Genomic DNA, 17,631 nt, shown 5'->3' with positions numbered 1-17,631 from the left:
AACCCGGAAGCTAAGCCCTCCAGCGCCGATGGTACTGCACTCGGGAGGGTGTGGGAGAGTAGGACACCGCCGGACAACTTTTCCAGTCGAGGGCCGCCCCATCCGGGTCGGCCCTCGACTGCGTTAGCGTCGTGGGTGACGCAATGAGGAAGGATGTACCTGTGAGTTCAGGACCGCAGGGCGGAGATCGTCCCCGTCGCTACGAAGACCGTTCGGGTGGGCGCGACGGAGCACCGCGCCGCGACGACCGGCCCCCGTACCGGGAGGACCGGGGTGGCCAGCGCGGCGGGTACGCCGGCGGCAACCGTCGTGACGGCGACTCCCGTGGTGGCGACCGCCGCGAGGGCGGCTTCCGGTCCGGTCCGCGTGACGGCGACTCCCGCGGTGGTGGCGCCCCTCGTCGCGACGCCGGCGATCGCCAGGGCGGGTTCCGCGGTGGTGACCGCGAAGGTTTCCGTGGCGGTGACCGCCGCGAAGGCGGCTTCCGTCGTGAGGGTGACGAGCGCTCCGGCGGCTTCCGTGGTGGTGACCGTCGTGAGGGCGGCGACCGCCAGGGTGGATTCCGTGGTGGTGACCGCGACGGCGGTTTCCGTGGCGGTGACCGTCGTGAGGGCGGCGATCGTCCGGGTGGTTTCCGTGGTGGTGACCGTGATGGTGGCTTCCGCGGTGGTGACCGTCGTGAGGGTGGTTTCCGTTCGGGTCCGCCGCGTGAGGGTGGTTTCCGTGGCGGTGACCGTCGTGAGGGCGGCGACCGCCAGGGTGGTTTCCGTGGTGGTGACCGCGACGGCGGTTTCCGTGGCGGTGACCGTCGCGAGGGTGGTTCCCGTGGCGGTGACCGTGAGGGTGGCTTCCGTTCGGGTCCGCCGCGTGAGGGCGGCTTCCGTGGTGGGGACCGTCGTGAGGGCGGTTTCCGTGGTGGTGACCGCGATGGCGGTTTCCGTGGCGGCGATCGTCGTGAGGGCGGCGATCGTCCGGGTGGTTTCCGTGGTGGTGACCGTGATGGTGGCTTCCGCGGTGGCGAGCGTCGTGAGGGTGGTTTCCGTTCGGGTCCGCCGCGTGAGGGTGGTTTCCGTGGCGGTGACCGTCGTGAGGGCGGTGACCGTCCGAGCGGGTTCCGTGGCGGCGATCGTGATGGTGGTTTCCGCGGTGGTGACCGTCGTGAGGGCGGTGACCGTCCGAGCGGGTTCCGTGGCGGCGACCGTGAGGGTGGCTTCCGTTCGGGTCCGCCGCGTGAGGGTGGCTTCCGTGGCGGTGACCGCGATGGTGGCTTCCGTGGCGGCGATCGTCGTGAGGGCGGCTACCGCGGTGGAGACCGCGACGGCGATCGTCGTGAGGGTGGCGATCGTCCGGGTGGCTTCCGCGGTGGTGACCGTCGTGAGGGTGGCTTCCGTTCGGGTCCGCCGCGTGAGGGTGGCTTCCGTGGCGGTGACCGTGAAGGCGGCTACCGGGGCGGCGATCGCCAGGGTGACCGTCGTGAGGGCGGCGACCGTCCGGGCGGTTTCCGTGGTGGCGACCGTGAGGGCGGGTTCCGGGGCGGCGAGCGTCGCGAGGGCGGCTTCCGCGGTGGTGACCGTGATGGTGGTTTCCGTGGCGGTGACCGTCGTGAGGGCGGTGACCGTCCGGGCGGCTACCGGAGCGGCGACAGGCAGGGCGGCTACCGTGGCGGTGACCGTGAAGGCGGCTACCGGGGCGGCGATCGCCAGGGTGACCGTCGTGAGGGCGGCTTCCGTGGTGGCGACCGTGAGGGCGGCTTCCGGGGCGGAGACCGTCGCGACGAGCGCCGGGAGCGTCCGGAGGCGGAGGGGGAGCGTACGGCGGCCCCCGCGCTGCCCGACGAGATCGTCGCGACCGACCTCGACAAGGACGTCCGGGCCGAGCTGCTCTCGCTGGCGAAGCCGGTCGCCGAGACGGTCGCCCGGCACCTGGTGGCTACGGGCCAGTTGATCGACGAGGACCCCGCCGAGGCGCTGGCGCACGCGCTGGCGGCCCGTCGGCTGGCGTCCCGGATCGCCGCCGTGCGTGAGGCGGTCGGCCTGGCCGCGTACCACGCGGGGGAGTGGCAGACCGCGATCGCGGAGCTGCGCACGTACCACCGGATGAGCGGGTTGCAGAGCCACCTGGCGGTGCTCGCGGACTGCGAGCGGGCGCTGGGCCGGCCGGAGCGGGCGATCGACCTGTTCCGTGGCGCGGACCGGGAGAAGCTGGACCAGGCCGTGGCGACCGAGCTGCTGATCGTGGCGGCCGGGGCGCGCGGTGACCTGGGTCAGAAGGACGCCGCCGTGGCCATGCTCCAGGTTCCCGAGCTGACGAGCGAGACGGCCGAGCCGTGGACGGCGCGCCTGCGGTACGCGTACGCCGACGCCCTGCTCGCGGTGAGCCGTCGCGAGGAGGCCCGCGAGTGGTTCTCCCGGGCGGCCGACGTCGACGCCGAGGGCGAGACCGACGCCGCCGAGCGGCTGCTGGAACTCGACGGCGTGGTGATCGAGGGCGACGAGGAGGACGAGGAGGTCGCCTCCGGCCCCGGTGCCCCGGGTGCGGTGCCGGCCCGACCGGACGCCGACCTCACCGGTGACGCGGAGCCGACGGACGACGAGGACGACGACGCGGACGACGAGGACGACGAGCAGGCCGAGGCCGCGGTCGCGACGGTGCCGGCGGACGACCTGTCCGACGACGAGTTGACCGACGACGAGGCGGGCTCCGTCGCCGCCGGGTCGACCGGCGACGACAGCGGTGCCCGCGCCGGCGGCGGCGAGGCCACCGCCTCCGGCGGGTCGGACGCCGCGCAGCGATGACGACGGGTGCCGGGGAACGGCTGGTTGACGGGTACGCCCTGGTCGTCTTCGACCTGGATGGCGTGATCTACCTGATCGACCGGCCGGTCCCCGGCGCGGTCGAGGCGGTCGGCCGGCTGCACGCCGAGGGCCGGTCGGTGGCGTACGCGACCAACAACGCCTCGCGCCGCTCCAGCGAGGTGGCCGACCTGCTCACCGGGATGGGCGTGCCCGCCCGGCCCGAGGAGGTGCTCACCTCCGCGGCGGCCGCCGCCGAGCTGCTCCGTGACCGGCTGCCGGCCGGCGCCGCCGTGCTGGTCGTCGGCACGGAGGCGCTGCGGGCGGAGCTGCGCGCGGTGGGGCTCACCCCGGTGTCCCGGGCCGACGAGTCACCGCTCGCGGTGGTGCAGGGGTTCGGCCCGCAGGTCTGCTGGGCTGATCTGGCCGAGGCTTCGGTGGCCGTACGCGGCGGTGCGACCTGGGTCGCCACCAACGCCGACCCGACGCTGCCCAGCGGCCGGGGGCCACTGCCGGGCAACGGTTCCCTGGTCGCCGTGCTGCGTACGGCGCTCGGCCGGGACCCCGACGTGATCGTCGGCAAGCCCGAGCCGGCCCTGTTCACCACGGCGGCCCGCCGCGCCGGGCAGGGCCGGACGCTGCTGGTCGGCGACCGGCTGGACACCGACATCGAGGGCGCCCGGCGGGCCGGCCTGGACAGCCTGCTCGTGCTCACCGGCGTGAGCGACGCGGCCGAGCTGCTCGCCGCCCCGTCGCACCGCAGGCCCACGTACGTCTCGATGGACCTGGCGGGGCTCTTCGACCCGGCCGCCGTCGTGCGGGTCCCGGGCCGGGCGGACGCCGGTGGCTGGTCGGTGGCGCCGCGCGACGACACGCTGGAGCTGTCCGGGGCGGGCCGCCCGCTGGACGCCCTGGCGGCGCTCTGCGGGGCCGCCTGGTCGGGACGGGCGGCGCGGGTCCGTCCCGGGTCGGCCGAGGCGGAGAAGGCGCTGGCCGAACTCGGTCTGGCCGACTGACCGTCCGTCGGCCGCTTCCGGTCCGGCGACCGGTCAGAGCAGCTTGCGCAGCTTCATCAGGTCGAGCGGGTTCGCCTTGATCGACACCCGTCGGGACGTGACCGCGCGGGTGATGTCGAGCTCGCCGCGGACCAGCGCGAGCAGGTCGTCGCTGCCGGTGCTCAGCGCGATCTTGGCCTTCGGATCGTCGCCGTCGGCCAGGTCGACCAGGCGACCGCCGGAGAGCCGGCCGTGAAAGGCGGTCTCCAGGTCGGTGACGCGGCAGGCCAGCGTCCGGTCGAAGTCGACCTTCTCCCGCACCGTCTCCGCGTTGCGGTCCAGCCGCGCCGCCAGATCCCGCAACGCCTGCCGGCATTCGTCCACGCTGGCCACGACCGCCCCCTCACCGCTCGCCACGCCGTCCCCGGCACCGTACCGCACGGGCCGTCGCGGGGTGCCCGGTAGCGTGGCACCTGCACACCCCCGCCCCGGGAAGGAATCAGGCATGCAGGACGCGTGGCGCGCCTACCTCGAGCTGGCCATGGGCCTCACGGAGGCGCCCCGGAAGAAGGCCCAGGACGCGGTTCGCCGGGTCGTCGGCTCGGGCGGGGCGACCGCCGCCCAGTTGCAGACCCTCGCCGAGGAGCTGGTCTCCACCGGCGCGGCCAACCGTGAGGCGCTGACCAAGCTGGTCCGCTTCGAGGTGGACCGGGCCCTCGGCGCGGTGGGGCTCGCCACCGCCGACGAGGTCGCCGAGCTGACCCGCCGGGTGCACGAGCTGGAGCGTCAGCTCCGCGACGCCAAGGCGACCCCCGGCGCCCCGACGCCGCTCCCCGTCGGCGTCCCGGAGCCGGCGGGTCCGGGGTCCGTCGCCACGTCGTCGGCCGCCCCGGGGGCCGCCGAGCCGGCCGTACCCACCTCGGCGACCCCCGCCCCGGTCGCCAGGCCGACCGTGGCGAAGAAGGCGCTGGCCAAGAAGGCCGTCGCCAAGAAGGCGCTGGCCAAGCGGGCGCCGTCGGCCCTCGCCCCCACCGAGGACGCCGCGGAGCCGGTCCGCCCGGCGAAGAAGGCGCCGGCCCGCAAACGACCGCCGCAGGACGAGGCGTGACGCGCCCGGCCCCGGTCGGGAGCGGGTCGTGAGCGGCCCCTTCCGGCCCGGTCCGCCGCCCGGTGCCCGCCCCGGTCCGCCGGGTGCCGGCCCCGGGCCCGGCTCCTTCCGTCCCGGGCCGCCGCCCGGCACCCGGCCGGGCCCGCGCCCCGGCCCGCCGCCGGAGCCCGTCGAGGACCCCGGCGACGACCGCCACCCCGCCGTGGACGCCGCCGTCCGGGCGATGGCCAACGCCGCGACGCTCGCCCCGGCCGACCAGATCGCGCAGTACGAGGCGGCGTACGAGACGCTGCGGGAAACCCTCGCCACCATCGACCAGTCCTGACCGACCGGAGAAGAACCACGCATGGCACGTCGTAACCGGCTGGACGCCGAACTCGTCCGCCGCGGCCTGGCCCGGTCCCGGGAACAGGCCGCGGCGCTGGTGGAGGCCGGCCGGGTCCAACTGCGCGGCGTGCCGGCCCGCAAGCCCGCCGCGATGGTCGACCCCGCCGACGCGCTCCTGGTCACCGGCGAGGACCCCGGCTCGGAGTACGTCTCCCGGGGCGGGCACAAGCTGGCCGGCGCCCTGGCCGCGTTCGCGCCGGGCGGGCTGACGGTGGCCGGCCGGCGGTGCCTGGACGCGGGCGCCTCCACCGGCGGCTTCACCGACGTGCTGCTGCGCGCCGACGCGGCGGAGGTGATCGCGGTCGACGTCGGCTACGGGCAGCTTGCCTGGCCGCTGCGCAACGACCCCCGCGTGCGGGTCTTCGAGCGCACCAACGTCCGTACGCTGACGCCGGAGGCCATCGACGGGCCGGTCGACCTCACGGTCGCCGACCTGTCGTTCATCTCGCTGCGGCTGGTGCTGCCGGCGCTGGCCGGCTGCACCCGGCCCGACGGCGACCTGGCGCTGATGGTCAAGCCGCAGTTCGAGGTCGGCAAGGAGCGGGTGGGCGCCGGCGGGGTGGTCCGTGACCCGCTGCTGCGGGCGGAGGCCGTGCTCGACGTGGCCGCCGCGGCGGCCCGGCTCGACCTGGGCCTGGCCGACGTGGCCGCGAGCCCGCTGCCGGGGCCGAGCGGCAACGTCGAGTTCTTCGTATGGTTACGCCGGGACGCACCGCCGGCCGACCCGGAGCGGGTGCGCGCGGTGGTGACCGCCGGGCCGGGTGGCCCGGTGCGCTCCGGCGACCGGCCGGACGCGGCGACGGAGGAGGTGGCCGGGTGAGTGAGCTGGCGAGCCCCGCGGGCGGGCCGCGCGGGCGCAGCGCGGGCGCGACGGGACGGCCGTCCCGGTGAGCCGCACGGCGCTGCTGGTGACGCACACCGGTCGCCGGCGCAGCACCGAGCACGCCCGTGCCGTGGCCGCCGACCTGATCTCGGCCGGCTTCGAGGTGCGGGTCGTGGCCGAGGAGGCCGACGACCTCGACCTGCCAGGCGTGGTCCCGGTGACCGGCCCGGAGGCGGCCGAGGGCGCCGAGATCGTCTTCGCGCTCGGCGGGGACGGCACCTTCCTGCGCGCGGCGGAGCTGGCCCGCCCGGCGAAGGTGCCGCTGATCGGCATCAACCTGGGCAAGGTCGGCTTCCTCGCCGAGGCCGAGATCGACGACCTGGACAGCGCGGTACGCGACGTCGTCGAGCGCAACTACACCGTCGACGAGCGGCTCACCCTCGACGTGACCGCCGAGTTCGACGGCGGCCCGACCATCGAGTCCTGGGCGCTCAACGAGATCAGCGTCGAGAAGGGCGAGCGCGCCCAGATGCTGGAGCTGCTCGTCGACGTCGACGGCCGCCCCCTGTCCCGGTACGGCTGCGACGGGGTGGTCTGCGCGACCCCCACCGGGTCGACGGCGTACGCGTTCTCCGGCGGCGGGCCGGTGGTCTGGCCGGAGGTGGAGGCCCTGCTGCTGGTGCCGATCAGCGCGCACGCGCTGTTCAGCCGCCCGCTGGTCACCGCGCCCACGTCCACGTTCGCCATCACCGTCGACCCGTTCACCACCCTCGCGGTGCTGTCCTGCGACGGCCGGCGGGTCTACGACCTGCCGCCGGGGGCGCGGGTCACGGTGCGCCGCGGCGCGTTGCCGGTGCGCGTCGTGCGGCTGCGGGACCGTCCGTTCACCGACCGGCTGGTGGCGAAGTTCGACCTGCCCGTGCAGGGCTGGCGCGGCAACCGTCGCTGACCGTGGGCCGGGCAGGGCGGGCGCGGTAAGCGGGCAGGGCTGGCGCGGTGAGGCGGCCGGCCCGGATCGCCCTCGCCGCCGCCCGGACGGGTGCCGCCCCGACGCGCCCGGGTCGCCCGCGCGGGTCGGGCCGGTGCCACGTCGGCAGCCCTCGGGCCGGCTGCGCGTGGTGTCGGCGGGCGGACGCTCCGGCGCGCCCACGCCGGCTGGTCAAGTGTCGGGGGCCGCGTCTACTGTCGGTTGCTGTGCTGGAAGAGCTGCGCATCACCGGACTGGGCGTCATCGAGGACACCACGCTGCCGCTGACCGGCGGCATGAACGTCATCACCGGCGAGACCGGGGCGGGCAAGACCATGGTGGTCACCGGCCTCGGCCTGCTCTTCGGCGGGCGCGCCGACGCCGGCCGGGTGCGCGCCCAGCCGGGCCGGGCGGTGGTGGAGGGCCGACTGCGGCTCGAGGGTCGCGTCGCCGCCACCGTGCACGCGCGGATCACCGACGCGGGCGGCGAGCCCGACGAGGACGGCTCGGTGCTGCTGAGCCGCACCGTCACCGTGGAGGGCCGCTCCCGGGCGCACCTGGGCGGGCGGAGCATGCCGGTATCGATGCTCGGCGAGGTGGGCGAGCAGGCGGTGGCCGTGCACGGCCAGTCCGACCAGCTGCGGCTGCTGCGGCCGGCCGAGCAGCGCGCCGCGCTGGACCGCTTCGCCGGCCCGGAGCACGAGAAGCTGCTCGACGCGCTGCGCGAGGCGTACGCCCGCTGGCGCGCGGTGGTCGACGACCTGACCGACCGGCGGCGCAACGCCCGCGAGCGCAACCAGGAGGCCGACCTGCTGCGGCTCGGCCTCGACGAGATCACCCGGGTCGACCCGCAGCCGGGCGAGGACGACGAACTGAAGGCGGAGGCGCAGCGGCTGGAGCACGCCGAAGGGCTGCGCACCGCGGCGCAGGTGGCCCACCAGTGCGTGGCCGGCGGCGTGGAGGCGACCGACGAGACCCCGGACGCGGCGGCGCTGCTCGGCACCGCCCGCCGCACCCTCGAGGCGCAGGCCGGCACGGACCCGGCCCTGGGCGAGCTGGCGGCGCGGCTGGAGGAGGCGGCGACGCTCGTCACGGACGTCTCCGCCGAGCTGTCGACCTACCTCGCGGCGCTCGACGCCGACCCGGCCCGGTTGCAGACCGTCTACGAGCGGCGGGCGGCGCTGCGCGCGCTCACCCGCAAGTACGCCGACGACGTCGACGGGGTGATCGCCTGGGCCGAGCACGCCCGCACCCGGCTGTCCGACCTGGACACCTCCGACGACCTGCTGGAGGAGCTGGACCGGGAGGCCTCCCGGCTGGCCGGCGAGGTGGCCGACCTGGCCGGCCGGGTGTCGACGTCGCGGCAGGAGGCGGCGACCCGTTTCGCCGAGCAGGTCACCGTCGAGCTGGCCGGGCTGGCCATGCCGCACGCGAGGATCGAGGTGGCGGTGCTGCCCCGCGCGGCCGGCCGCACCGAGCCGACCCTCGCGGTCAACGGCACCGAGGTCGGCGTCGGCCCGGACGGCGGCGACGAGGTCGAGCTGCGCCTGCTGGCCCACCCGGGCGCGCCCTCGCTGCCGTTGCAGCGCGGCGCCTCCGGCGGTGAGCTGTCCCGGGTGATGCTCGCCATCGAGGTGGTCTTCGCCGGCTCGGGCGGGCCGCCCACGCTGGTCTTCGACGAGGTCGACGCCGGGGTCGGCGGCCAGGCCGCCGTGGAGATCGGCCGGCGGCTGGCCCGGCTGGCCCGCAGCCACCAGGTCCTCGTCGTCACCCACCTGCCGCAGGTGGCCGCCTTCGCCGACCGGCACCTGGTGGTGGCGAAGGACACGGGCGGGGCGGTGACCACGAGCGGGGTCCGGGTGGTGGAGGACACCGAGCGCGCCCGGGAACTCGCCCGCATGCTCGCGGGTTTGCCCGACTCCGACCTGGGTATCGCGCACGCCGAGGAACTTCTCGCCGTGGCGGCCCGCGAAAGGCGCCCGTGAGCCGGCGATTGTGAGCACAGGCACACCGGCCTGGGCGTTAGTGTGCTTCCCTGGGTAGGCGGCCCTGCTCAGGCATGTCGCGACAGATTTGCCTGCCTCACATGCCAGGATGGTCACGATGCGTCTACCCACGTTGCGCCGGACCCGGAACGCGGAACCGGGCAGGATCCTCGGCACCGCGCGCCTCGACCGCCGGACAAAACGCCTGGTCGGCCGGCTCCGCCCCGGTGACATCGCGGTCATCGACCACGTCGACCTCGACCGGGTCGCCGCCGACTCGCTCGTCGCCGTCGGTGTCGGCGCGGTGCTCAACGCGAAGCCGTCGGTCTCCGGCCGCTACCCCAACCTGGGGCCGGAGGTGCTCGTCGCCGCCGGCATCCCCCTCCTGGACGACCTGGGCGAGGGGGTCTTCGAGCGGATCCGCGAGGGCGACACCGTCCGGATCGAGGGCAACACCGTTTTCGTCGGCGACGAGCCGGTGGCGCACGGCAGCCTCCAGGACGCCGAGACGGTGGCCAAGTCGATGGCCGACGCCCGCGAGGGGCTCTCGGTGCAGTTGGAGGCGTTCGCCGCCAACACGATGGACTACCTCCGCCAGGAGCGCGACCTGCTCCTCGACGGCGTCGGCGTGCCCGAGATCCAGACGGAGATGCAGGGGCGGCACTGCCTGATCGTGGTGCGCGGCTACGACTACAAGGCCGACCTGGACGTGCTGCGCCCCTACATCCGCGAGTTCAAGCCGGTCCTGATCGGTGTCGACGGCGGCGCCGACGCACTGGTGGAGGCCGGCTACACGCCGGACATGATCATCGGCGACATGGACTCGGTCACCGACGACGTGCTGCGCTGCGGCGCCGAGGTGATCGTGCACGCCTACCCGGACGGCCGGGCGCCCGGTCTGGCCCGGGTCAACGGCCTCGGCGTCCCCGCGGTGACCTTCCCCGCGGCGGCGACGAGCGAGGACCTGGCCATGCTGCTGGCCGACGAGAAGGGCGCCTCGCTGCTGGTCGCCGTCGGCACCCACGCCACGCTTGTCGAGTTCCTCGACAAGGGTCGCGGCGGGATGGCCTCCACGTTCCTGACCCGGCTCAAGGTCGGCGGCAAGCTGGTCGACGCCAAGGGGGTGAGCCGGCTCTACCGGCAGAGCATCTCCGGGTCGTCGCTGCTGCTGCTGGTGCTCTCCGCGATCGCGGCGATGGCGTCGGCGGTGGCGGTCTCGACCGTCGGCAAGGCGTATTTGGGCGTGGTCTCCGAGTGGTGGAACAATTTCGTGTTCCAGCTCGAACAGCTTTTCTAGCGTCCCACCGATCAAGAGGCGACAGGTGTGATCAACTTCCGGTACCACGTGGTGTCCCTGACCGCCGTCTTCCTCGCGTTGGCGATCGGTCTGGTGGTCGGCACCGCCGCCCTGAACGGCCCGGTGGCCGACTCGCTCAAGGAGAATGTCAACGCGCTGCGCAAGGACAACCAGCAGATGCGCCAGGCGGTCCAGAGCATGGAGAAGGAGCTCGAGCTCGAGGAGGACTTCGCGGCCCAGATCGCGGAGGTCGTCCTGCCGGGCACGCTGACCGGCAAGCGGGTCGTGGTGGTCGGCCTGCCCACCGGGCGCGACCACACCGAGGGCGTGCTCAAGATGCTCCAGCTCGCCGGGGCCCAGGTCACCGGCCGCATCGACCTTCAGGACAAGTTCATCAACCCGGACAACAACAACAACCTGCTGGAGCTGGCGGTCACCGCCGCGCGCCCCACCAGCGCGCCGACGGCCGGGCTGCCGGGCAACGGGCACGGGGTGGAGACCTCGACGGCCCTGCTGGCCAGCGTCCTGCTCGACCGGGCGGCCGGCGCCACCCCCGTCACCGAGGCCGACCGGCGGGCGGTGCTCGCCGCCTACATCAACGCCAACTACCTGACCACCGAGAAGCCGGTCACCGCGCCGGCGGAGGCCGTCGTCCTGGTCAGCGGGCAGCCGTACGTGGACAAGGACTCGGCGAAGAAGGACGAGTCGGTGCTGAAGGTCGCCGAGCAGTTCGACCAGGCCGGGACGCTCGTCGTGGGCGGCAACGGCTCGGCCGGCGGAAACCTGGTGGCCGCCGTGCGCAACGATCCCGTGCTGGTGCAGACCATCTCCACCGTCGACAACGCCAACACCGTCCAGGGCCAGCTGGTCACCGCACTCGCGCTGGTGCAGCAGGTCACCGAGAAGAAGGCCGGGCAGTACGGCGTCGGCGACAACGCGCCGTCCCTGCTGCCTAGACTGCCCCAGTGACGCAACGACGTATTCCGTTGTCCGGATCCAGCCTCGCCGACGTACGGCGGGAGGGAGAGGCGTGAGTCTGCTCGGTCGACTGCTGATCGCCGGCGCGGGCGCCGCCGCCGCCCGGTACGCGCTGCGCGAGGTGCGCACCTCGCCGGCCGGGCCAGCGCTGGATCGCACCAACTTCCGCGGCCGCACGGTGAGCCTGGCCGCCGGCCCCGCGCTCGCCGCAGGTGCCGCCGCGGCGGGCGCGTTCGGCGCCTCCAGCGGCCCCTCGGGTGCCGCCGCCCTGGTCGCCGGGGTGGGCGCCGGGGCGGTCGGGCTCTACGACGACGTGGTCGGGGCGCGGCCCGAACAGAAGGCGGCCAAGGGCTTCGCCGGGCACCTGGCCGCGCTGCGCGAGGGCCGGGTCACCGCGGGAATGGTCAAGGTCGTCGGGGTGGGGGCCGCCGGCCTCGGCGCCGCCGCGCTGCTCGCCGCCGATCCCCGGGTCGCCGGGCACCGGCGCCGCCAGCGGCAGGGCGCGCTGGGCCGGGGCGTCGACGTGCTGCTGGGCGCCGGTGTCGTCGCCGGCACCGCGAACCTGCTCAACCTGCTCGACCTGCGTCCCGGCCGGGCGCTGAAGTCCGGTCTCCTGCTCGGCGCCCCGCTGGCCGGGGGCCCGCACGGCGGGATCGCCGCCGGTGCCGTCGGCGCCGCCGCCGGGCTGCTCCCCGCCGACCTCGGCGAGGACGTGATGCTCGGCGACAGCGGCGCGAACGCCCTCGGCGCGCTGCTCGGCGTGGCGCTGGCCGCGCGTACCGGGCCCGTCGGGCGGGCCGGGCTGCTGGCCGTGCTGGCCGGCCTCACCGCGGCCAGCGAGAAGGTGAGCTTCACCCAGGTCATCCAGCGCACCCCGGGGCTGCGCGAGCTCGACGCACTGGGTCGACGCGCCGACTGACGTGACGACCCCGGCACCCCTCGCCGGCGCCGGCCGCGTCGCCGGAGCGGCCGCGCTCATCGCCGTCCTCACCGTCCTCAGCCGGCTCGCCGGCTTCGGCCGCACCGCCGTCTTCACCTGGACGTTGGCGCCGACTGACCTCGGCGGCACCTACGTGGTGGCGAACGCGGTGCCGAACTTCATCTTCGAGATCGTCGCCGGCGGGGCGCTGGCGAGCCTGGTCGTACCACTGCTCGCCGGGCCCGTCGCGGCGGGCGACCGGGCGGCGGTGGCCCGCACCACCGGCGCGCTGCTCACCTGGACGGTGAGCCTCCTGGTGCCCCTCGCCGTGCTGGTGGCGCTGCTCGCCGGGCCGGCGGTCGCGCTGCTGGGCGATGGACTGACCGCCGCCCAGCAGGCCAGCGGCGAGCGGATGCTGCGGGTCTTCGCCCCCCAACTGCCGCTGTACGGGGTGGGCATCGTGCTGACCGGGGTGCTCCAGGCGCACCGGCGGTTCGCCTGGCCGGTGGTGGCGCCGCTGCTGTCCAGCCTCACCGTCATCGTGGTCTACCTGGGCTTCACCGCCGCCGAAGGGCCGCTGGCCACGGTCGCCGGCGTGAGCCCGGGCGGGGAACTGCTGCTCTCCGCCGGCACCACGCTGGGCGTCGTCGTGCTCTCCCTGTCGCTGCTGGTTCCCGTCCGCCGGCTGAGGCTGCGGGTTCGACCCGGGTTCGGCTTCCCGGCCGACGCCCGCGCCCGGGTGGGCGGGCTGGTGGCGGCCGGCGCGGTGGCCGTCACCGCCCAGCAGGTCGCCCTGATGGTGAGCCTCAACCAGGTCACCTACGGGGCGGCGGCCAACCCGGGCGTCTACCAACTGGCCCAGACGCTGTACCTGCTGCCCTGGGCGGTGCTCGCGGTGCCGCTGGCGGTCGCCGCGTACCCGACGCTGGCGGCGGCCCGCGCGGCAGGCGACGAGGACGGCTACCGGGCGACCCTGGCGCCGGCCGTGCGTGGCGTGCTGCTGTTCAGCTGCCTGGGCGCCGCCGCGCTGGTCGGGACGGCCGGCCCCGTCGGCCACCTCTTCTTCGCGCCGGGCCCGGCGGCCTCGGCCGCCGCGGCGATCGCCGGGTTCGCGCCGGGCCTGCTCGGCTACGGGCTCTACGCGCTGCTGAGCCGGGCCCTCTACGCCCGGGGGGAGACCCGGGCTGCGACCGTCGCCATCGCCGCCGGCTTCCTGGCGGTACCCGCCACCGCCCTGCTGCTGGGCGCGGTGCTGCCGCTGCGGGACCGGGTGCTCGCGGTCGCCCTGGCCAACTCGGTCGGGATGGTGCTTCTCGGCGGGCTGCTCCTCGTCGCGGTACGCCGCGCTGCCGGGCCTCCCGCGCTCGCCGGCGCCGCCCGTGCCGGCGCCGCCGGACTGCTCGCCGGCACCCTGGCCGCGCTCGCCGGGACGGCCCTGGCGCGCTGGCTCGACGCGGCCGGCGGCGGCACCCCGACGACACCGGGCGCACTCGTGCAGGGCATGCTGTCCGGAGTCCTGGTCGGTGTCGTGTTCCTCGCCGTCGTCTGGCTGGCCGACCGGCGGGACGTGACGCCGCTGCTCGCCGGGGTGCTCCGGCGACTGGGCAGGGCGGGCCGGCGCGGGCCGGCGGCCCCCGCCGAGGGAACGGGCGAGGGCGACATCCCCCCGGAACGGGGTGACGGGAAGGAGACGGTGTCCCGGTGAGCGGGTGCAGGACGGGTGACCGGCCGACGGCGACCGACGGGCGGGGGTGGTCGTGGTGACGGCACCGGTTCCCGGCTGGCACGGCACCGTGGCCCTGCTGCTCGCCTCCAGCACCGGCGGTGTCGGGCAGCACGTCCGCTCGCTGGCCGGGGGCCTGACCGCCGGGGGCGCCCGCGTGCTGGTCTGCGGGCCCGCCGCGACGCAGGAGCAGTTCGACTTCACGGGCGTCGGTGCCCGCTTCCTGCCGGTGGAGATCCCGGCCAGCCCGACCCCGGCCGACGTCCGGGCGGTCGGCGCGCTGCGCCGGGCGCTCGCCGCCGAGGAGGTCGACGTGCTGCACGCCCACGGGCTGCGGGCCGGGCTCGTCGCCGTACTCGCCCGCCCGGCCGCCCCGCTCGTGGTGACCTGGCACAACGCGGTGCTCGCCGGTGGCCTGCGCGGCGGCGTGTCCCGTCTCGTCGAGCGGGTCGTGGCCCGGGGCGCCCGGGTGGCGCTCGGCGCCTCCACGGACCTGGTCGAGCGGGCCGCCGCGCTGGGCGCGACGGACGCCCGGCTCGCCCCCGTCGCCGCGCCGGCACTGCCCGCACCGCGCCGCCGCCGGGCCGCCGTCCGCGCAGAGTTCGGCGTCGCGGCGGAACAGCCGCTGATCCTGTCCGTCGGGCGGCTGCACCCCCAGAAGCGCTACGACGTGCTCATCGACGCCGCCGCGAGATGGCGTACGCGCACACCGGCGCCGGTGGTGGTGATCGCCGGCAGCGGCCCCGCCTACCTGCCGCTGGCCGCCCGGATCTCCGCCGCCCGGGCCCCGGTGACCCTGCTCGGGCACCGCACCGACGTGGGCGACCTGCTCGCCGGGGCCGACCTGGCGGTGGTGACCAGCGACTGGGAGGCCCGTCAGCTCTTCGCGCAGGAGGCGATGCGGGCCGGCGTACCGCTGGTGGCGACCGGCGTCGGCGGCCTGCCGGAGCTGGTCGGCGACGCCGCGGTGCTGGTGCCGCCCGGGGACGTGGACGCCGTCGACGCGGCCGTGCGCGACCTGCTCGACGACGAGGCCGCGCGGGCCGGGCTGGGGCGGCGCGGCGCCGAGCGGGCCGCCACCTGGCCCACCGAGGCCGACACCCTCGCCCAACTGGCGGCGCTCTACGCCGAACTGGCCCCGGACGGCGCCGGACCGGCGGCCCCGGGCGCCGACGCCCCGTCGACGGGACGCCGCTGATGCGGCGCAGAATCGCCCCGATCCTGCTGACCCTCGTGGTCGTGGCGCTGGGCATCACCGCGCTGACCGTCCGCCCCGACCGGGAGGCACCGGGGCGCACCGCCGACTTCGTCGTGCTCGCCGGGGTGGCGGGACTGCGCTGGGAGGACGTCGACCCGCAGACCACGCCGACGCTGTGGCGGATGGCCCAGGACGGCTCGATCGGCTCCCTGTCGGTCCGCTCAGCGCACCGGCCGACCTGCCCCGTGGACGGCTGGCTGACGCTCGGCGCGGGCAGCTACGCCGCCTGGAACGGCAGCCGCCAGTCGGGCGGCTGCCCGCCGGCGCAGGTGGCGATCGAGCAACCCGACGGCATCGGCGCGAACCTGCCCGACCAGGAGAGCGTCGTCCTGCACAACCAGGAGCGACTGCCCTGGGGCACGGTGCCCGGCGCGTTGTCGGAGTCGGTGCGCTGCTCGGTGGCGGTCGGGCCCGGCGCGGCCGTCGCGGCGGCCCGGCCGTTCGGCCGCGTCGACCGGTACGTGCCGGCGCTGCCCGCCGACCCGGCGGGCCTGCTCGGCTCCTGCGTGCTGAGCATCGTCGACCTGGGCACGGTGGCCGGCGAGGACCCGGTGGCCCGGGCCACGGCAGCGCGCGCGGCCGACGCCCGCCTGGCCCGGGTGCTGGCCGCCCGGCCGCCCCGCTCGCTGGTGCTCGTCGCCGGGGTGTCCGACACCGAGGCGCCGTCCCGGCTGCACGTGGCCGTCGCCGACGGGCCGGGCTGGGAACGCGGGTGGCTCACCTCCGCCAGCACCGGCCGCGAGGGCTACCTGCAACTGGTCGACCTCGCGCCGACCGCGCTCACCGCGCTGGGCCGGCCGATGCCGGAGCGGCTCTTCCTCGGCCGGCCGGCAGAGTCGGTCGGCGGGCGACCGGCGGACCTCGCCGCCGCGATCGCCGCGCCCGCCGACGCCGACCGGGAGGCCGCCGCCCAGCGTCGGGTGGCGGACTGGTTCTTCACCCTGCTCGCCGGCGCCCAGGTGCTGCTGGCCGTGGCGGTGCTGCCGCTGCTGCGCCGGGCCCGCCGGCACGCCGGCCCGTACGGCCCGGAGCCGGTGTCGCCACGCGTGGTGGCGGTCGTGGAGCTGCTGCTGATCGCGGCGGCCCTCGCCGTGCCGGCCGCCCTGCTCGCCGACGCCGTGCCCTGGTGGCGCGGGGACCACGCGGGCGTGTACTTCGCCGGGGTGACCGTGCTGCTGCTGGTCGCCGCGACCGCCGTGGTCCGGCTCGCGCCGGGGCACGCGGCGACCCTCGGCCCGCTCGGTGCGGTGGCCGGCCTGACCACGCTGACCGTCGGCATGGACGTGCTCACCGGCGCCCGCCTCCAGCTCAACGGGGTGGTCGGCTACTCGGCCCTGGAGGGCGGCCGGTACGCCGGGCTGGGCACCGTCGGGCTCGGCGTGTTCCTGGCCGGCGCCCTGCTCAGCGCGGGGTGGCTGGCCCAGCGGGTCCGCCGGTCGTGGCGGCCGCCCGTGATGGTGGCCGTCGGCGGGGCCGCCGTACTGGTCGTCGGCAGCCCGTACCTGGGGGCCGATCCGATCGGCGCGATCGCGCTGACCGCCGGGCTGAGCGTCGCCGCCGCGATCAGCGCCGGCGGGTGGCTGACCATCAGCCGGCTGGCCTGGGCCACCATGGCGGGGCTGGCGTTGACCATCGGCTTCGCGGTGCTCGACCTGCGCCGGCCCGCCGCCGAGCGGGGCAGCCTCGGCCGTTTCCTGGCCGCCGTGGGCGACGGCACCGGCGGGCTCACCGTGCACCGTTCCAGCACGGCGAACTTCGAGACGCTGGTCAACAGCCCGCTGACCGTGCTGGCCCTGGCAGGCGCCCTGCTGGTCTGGTTCGCCCTGCTCCAGCCGTGGGGCGGGCTGATGCGGCTGTTCGGCATTTACCCGGCGATACGGGCGGCGATGGCCGGCACCGCCGTCGCCGCGGTGACCGGCGGGGTGCTGGGCGGCGACGCCCTGGACGTCGCCGGCGCGGCCGCGGCCGTGGTGGTGCCGATGGCGGCGCTGGCCGCGCTGCGGGTGCTCGACCACTCCACCGACCGCACGCTGCCCGACGCGGGCCGGCAGCGCGACGAGGGGCCCGGCGGGACGGGCGGCGACACCGGCGGGGGACCGGACGGCGACGGCCCGGACCGCCCGACCCCGACCGGCGCGGGGGCGGGCACCGCCCGTACCCCGGATCGGGGCGCGGAACCGGCCGCGGCGCCGACGCCCCCGGCCCCGCGGTCGCCGGGCCCGGACACCGGGGCGCAGGAGCCGACGGCCGGCGCCGCCGCCGGGAAACGCGCGCCGGCCGGACGGTCATCGACCGAGGTCACCGCCTCCTGACCCGGATGGGGACGTGCCACGGCCCGCTGCGGGTGCGCCCGGCGGGCGGGCCGGGAGAGGTGTTACCGTGGAATCCCGTGGATCGCG

Annotated in this window: 15 protein-coding genes and 1 rRNA gene; 15 read left to right on the top strand and 1 reads right to left on the bottom strand. The window is 76.2% G+C overall.

All coding sequences use genetic code 11. The features are described 5' to 3' along the window. From rrf to ACTMS2_RS20310, 4 genes are all read left to right on the top strand, one after another. Positions 1 to 75 (top strand): 5S ribosomal RNA (gene rrf, locus ACTMS2_RS20325); the annotation flags it as partial. Between the two features lie 360 nt (positions 76 to 435). Then, the gene (locus tag ACTMS2_RS20320) at positions 436 to 1,944 is read left to right on the top strand and encodes a hypothetical protein (RefSeq protein ID WP_441176827.1); all 1,509 of its coding nucleotides are present in this window, start codon (positions 436 to 438) and stop codon (positions 1,942 to 1,944) included. Beyond that, positions 1,923 to 2,795 (top strand): tetratricopeptide repeat protein, encoded by an 873-nt coding sequence (locus ACTMS2_RS20315; protein WP_441176825.1) that lies wholly within the window; start codon positions 1,923 to 1,925, stop codon positions 2,793 to 2,795. The genes ACTMS2_RS20320 and ACTMS2_RS20315 overlap by 22 nt, the downstream gene beginning before the upstream one ends. Next, the gene (locus ACTMS2_RS20310; protein ID WP_441176820.1) at positions 2,792 to 3,808 is read left to right on the top strand and encodes an HAD-IIA family hydrolase; all 1,017 of its coding nucleotides are present in this window, start codon (positions 2,792 to 2,794) and stop codon (positions 3,806 to 3,808) included. Before ACTMS2_RS20315 ends, ACTMS2_RS20310 begins: the two co-directional genes overlap by 4 nt. A 33-nt stretch (positions 3,809 to 3,841) precedes the next feature. Here the strand turns inward: ACTMS2_RS20310 and ACTMS2_RS20305 are convergent, their stop codons facing one another. Beyond that, entirely contained in the window at positions 3,842 to 4,180 is a 339-nt protein-coding gene (locus ACTMS2_RS20305; protein ID WP_089003556.1) for an SCP2 sterol-binding domain-containing protein, read from the bottom strand. A gap of 112 nt (positions 4,181 to 4,292) precedes the next feature. Between ACTMS2_RS20305 and ACTMS2_RS20300 the strand changes: the two genes are divergently transcribed. The 11 genes from ACTMS2_RS20300 to ACTMS2_RS20250 all read left to right on the top strand — a co-directional run bounded on the left by ACTMS2_RS20300 (position 4,293) and on the right by ACTMS2_RS20250 (position 17,544). Beyond that, positions 4,293 to 4,895 (top strand): hypothetical protein, encoded by a 603-nt coding sequence (locus tag ACTMS2_RS20300; RefSeq protein ID WP_441176819.1) that lies wholly within the window; start codon positions 4,293 to 4,295, stop codon positions 4,893 to 4,895. Between the two features lie 28 nt (positions 4,896 to 4,923). Beyond that, complete coding sequence (locus ACTMS2_RS20295; protein ID WP_441176818.1) at positions 4,924 to 5,220, top strand: hypothetical protein; 297 nt, start codon at positions 4,924 to 4,926, stop codon at positions 5,218 to 5,220. Between the two features lie 21 nt (positions 5,221 to 5,241). Beyond that, a complete protein-coding gene (locus tag ACTMS2_RS20290) occupies positions 5,242 to 6,102 on the top strand; it encodes a TlyA family RNA methyltransferase (RefSeq protein WP_441176817.1) in 861 nt (286 codons plus the stop codon). Positions 6,103 to 6,169: 67 nt separating this feature from the next. After that, positions 6,170 to 7,054: an NAD kinase gene (locus ACTMS2_RS20285; RefSeq protein ID WP_089000908.1), complete on the top strand. Its 885-nt coding sequence runs from the start codon at positions 6,170 to 6,172 to the stop codon at positions 7,052 to 7,054. A 245-nt stretch (positions 7,055 to 7,299) separates the two neighbouring features. Continuing rightward, positions 7,300 to 9,057: a DNA repair protein RecN gene (gene recN, locus ACTMS2_RS20280; protein ID WP_441176816.1), complete on the top strand. Its 1,758-nt coding sequence runs from the start codon at positions 7,300 to 7,302 to the stop codon at positions 9,055 to 9,057. Positions 9,058 to 9,175: 118 nt separating this feature from the next. Further along, entirely contained in the window at positions 9,176 to 10,354 is a 1,179-nt protein-coding gene (steA, locus tag ACTMS2_RS20275) for a putative cytokinetic ring protein SteA (protein ID WP_089003555.1), read from the top strand. Positions 10,355 to 10,381: 27 nt separating this feature from the next. After that, the gene (locus tag ACTMS2_RS20270; RefSeq protein ID WP_441176815.1) at positions 10,382 to 11,323 is read left to right on the top strand and encodes a copper transporter; all 942 of its coding nucleotides are present in this window, start codon (positions 10,382 to 10,384) and stop codon (positions 11,321 to 11,323) included. 61 nt (positions 11,324 to 11,384) lie between these two features. Then, positions 11,385 to 12,251, top strand: a complete 867-nt coding sequence (locus tag ACTMS2_RS20265; RefSeq protein ID WP_441176814.1) for a hypothetical protein — start codon at positions 11,385 to 11,387, stop codon at positions 12,249 to 12,251. Between the two features lies 1 nt (position 12,252). Continuing rightward, positions 12,253 to 13,956 (top strand): murein biosynthesis integral membrane protein MurJ, encoded by a 1,704-nt coding sequence (murJ, locus tag ACTMS2_RS20260; protein ID WP_441176813.1) that lies wholly within the window; start codon positions 12,253 to 12,255, stop codon positions 13,954 to 13,956. Between the two features lie 55 nt (positions 13,957 to 14,011). Next, positions 14,012 to 15,172, top strand: coding sequence for a glycosyltransferase family 4 protein (locus tag ACTMS2_RS20255; RefSeq protein WP_441176812.1), 1,161 nt, complete (start codon positions 14,012 to 14,014; stop codon positions 15,170 to 15,172). Beyond that, the gene (locus ACTMS2_RS20250) at positions 15,172 to 17,544 is read left to right on the top strand and encodes a hypothetical protein (protein WP_441176811.1); all 2,373 of its coding nucleotides are present in this window, start codon (positions 15,172 to 15,174) and stop codon (positions 17,542 to 17,544) included. The genes ACTMS2_RS20255 and ACTMS2_RS20250 overlap by 1 nt, the downstream gene beginning before the upstream one ends. Positions 17,545 to 17,631: the final 87 nt, after the last annotated feature.

Origin of the sequence: Micromonospora sp. SD12 (assembly GCF_052068495.1) — a bacterium.
Taxonomy (GTDB): Bacteria; Actinomycetota; Actinomycetes; order Mycobacteriales; family Micromonosporaceae; genus Micromonospora; species Micromonospora echinofusca.
This window is presented reverse-complemented; position numbering and strand designations above follow the sequence as displayed.

What these genes read in the sequence shown, in the direction of transcription:
- ACTMS2_RS20310 (WP_441176820.1), top strand. Translation starts at nt 2,792, where the DNA reads ATGACGACGGGTGCCGGGGAACGGCTGGTTGACGGGTACGCCCTGGTC.
- ACTMS2_RS20300 (WP_441176819.1), top strand. Translation starts at nt 4,293, where the DNA reads ATGCAGGACGCGTGGCGCGCCTACCTCGAGCTGGCCATGGGCCTCACG.
- ACTMS2_RS20290 (WP_441176817.1), top strand. Translation starts at nt 5,242, where the DNA reads ATGGCACGTCGTAACCGGCTGGACGCCGAACTCGTCCGCCGCGGCCTG.
- steA (WP_089003555.1), top strand. Translation starts at nt 9,176, where the DNA reads ATGCGTCTACCCACGTTGCGCCGGACCCGGAACGCGGAACCGGGCAGG.
- ACTMS2_RS20250 (WP_441176811.1), top strand. Translation starts at nt 15,172, where the DNA reads ATGCGGCGCAGAATCGCCCCGATCCTGCTGACCCTCGTGGTCGTGGCG.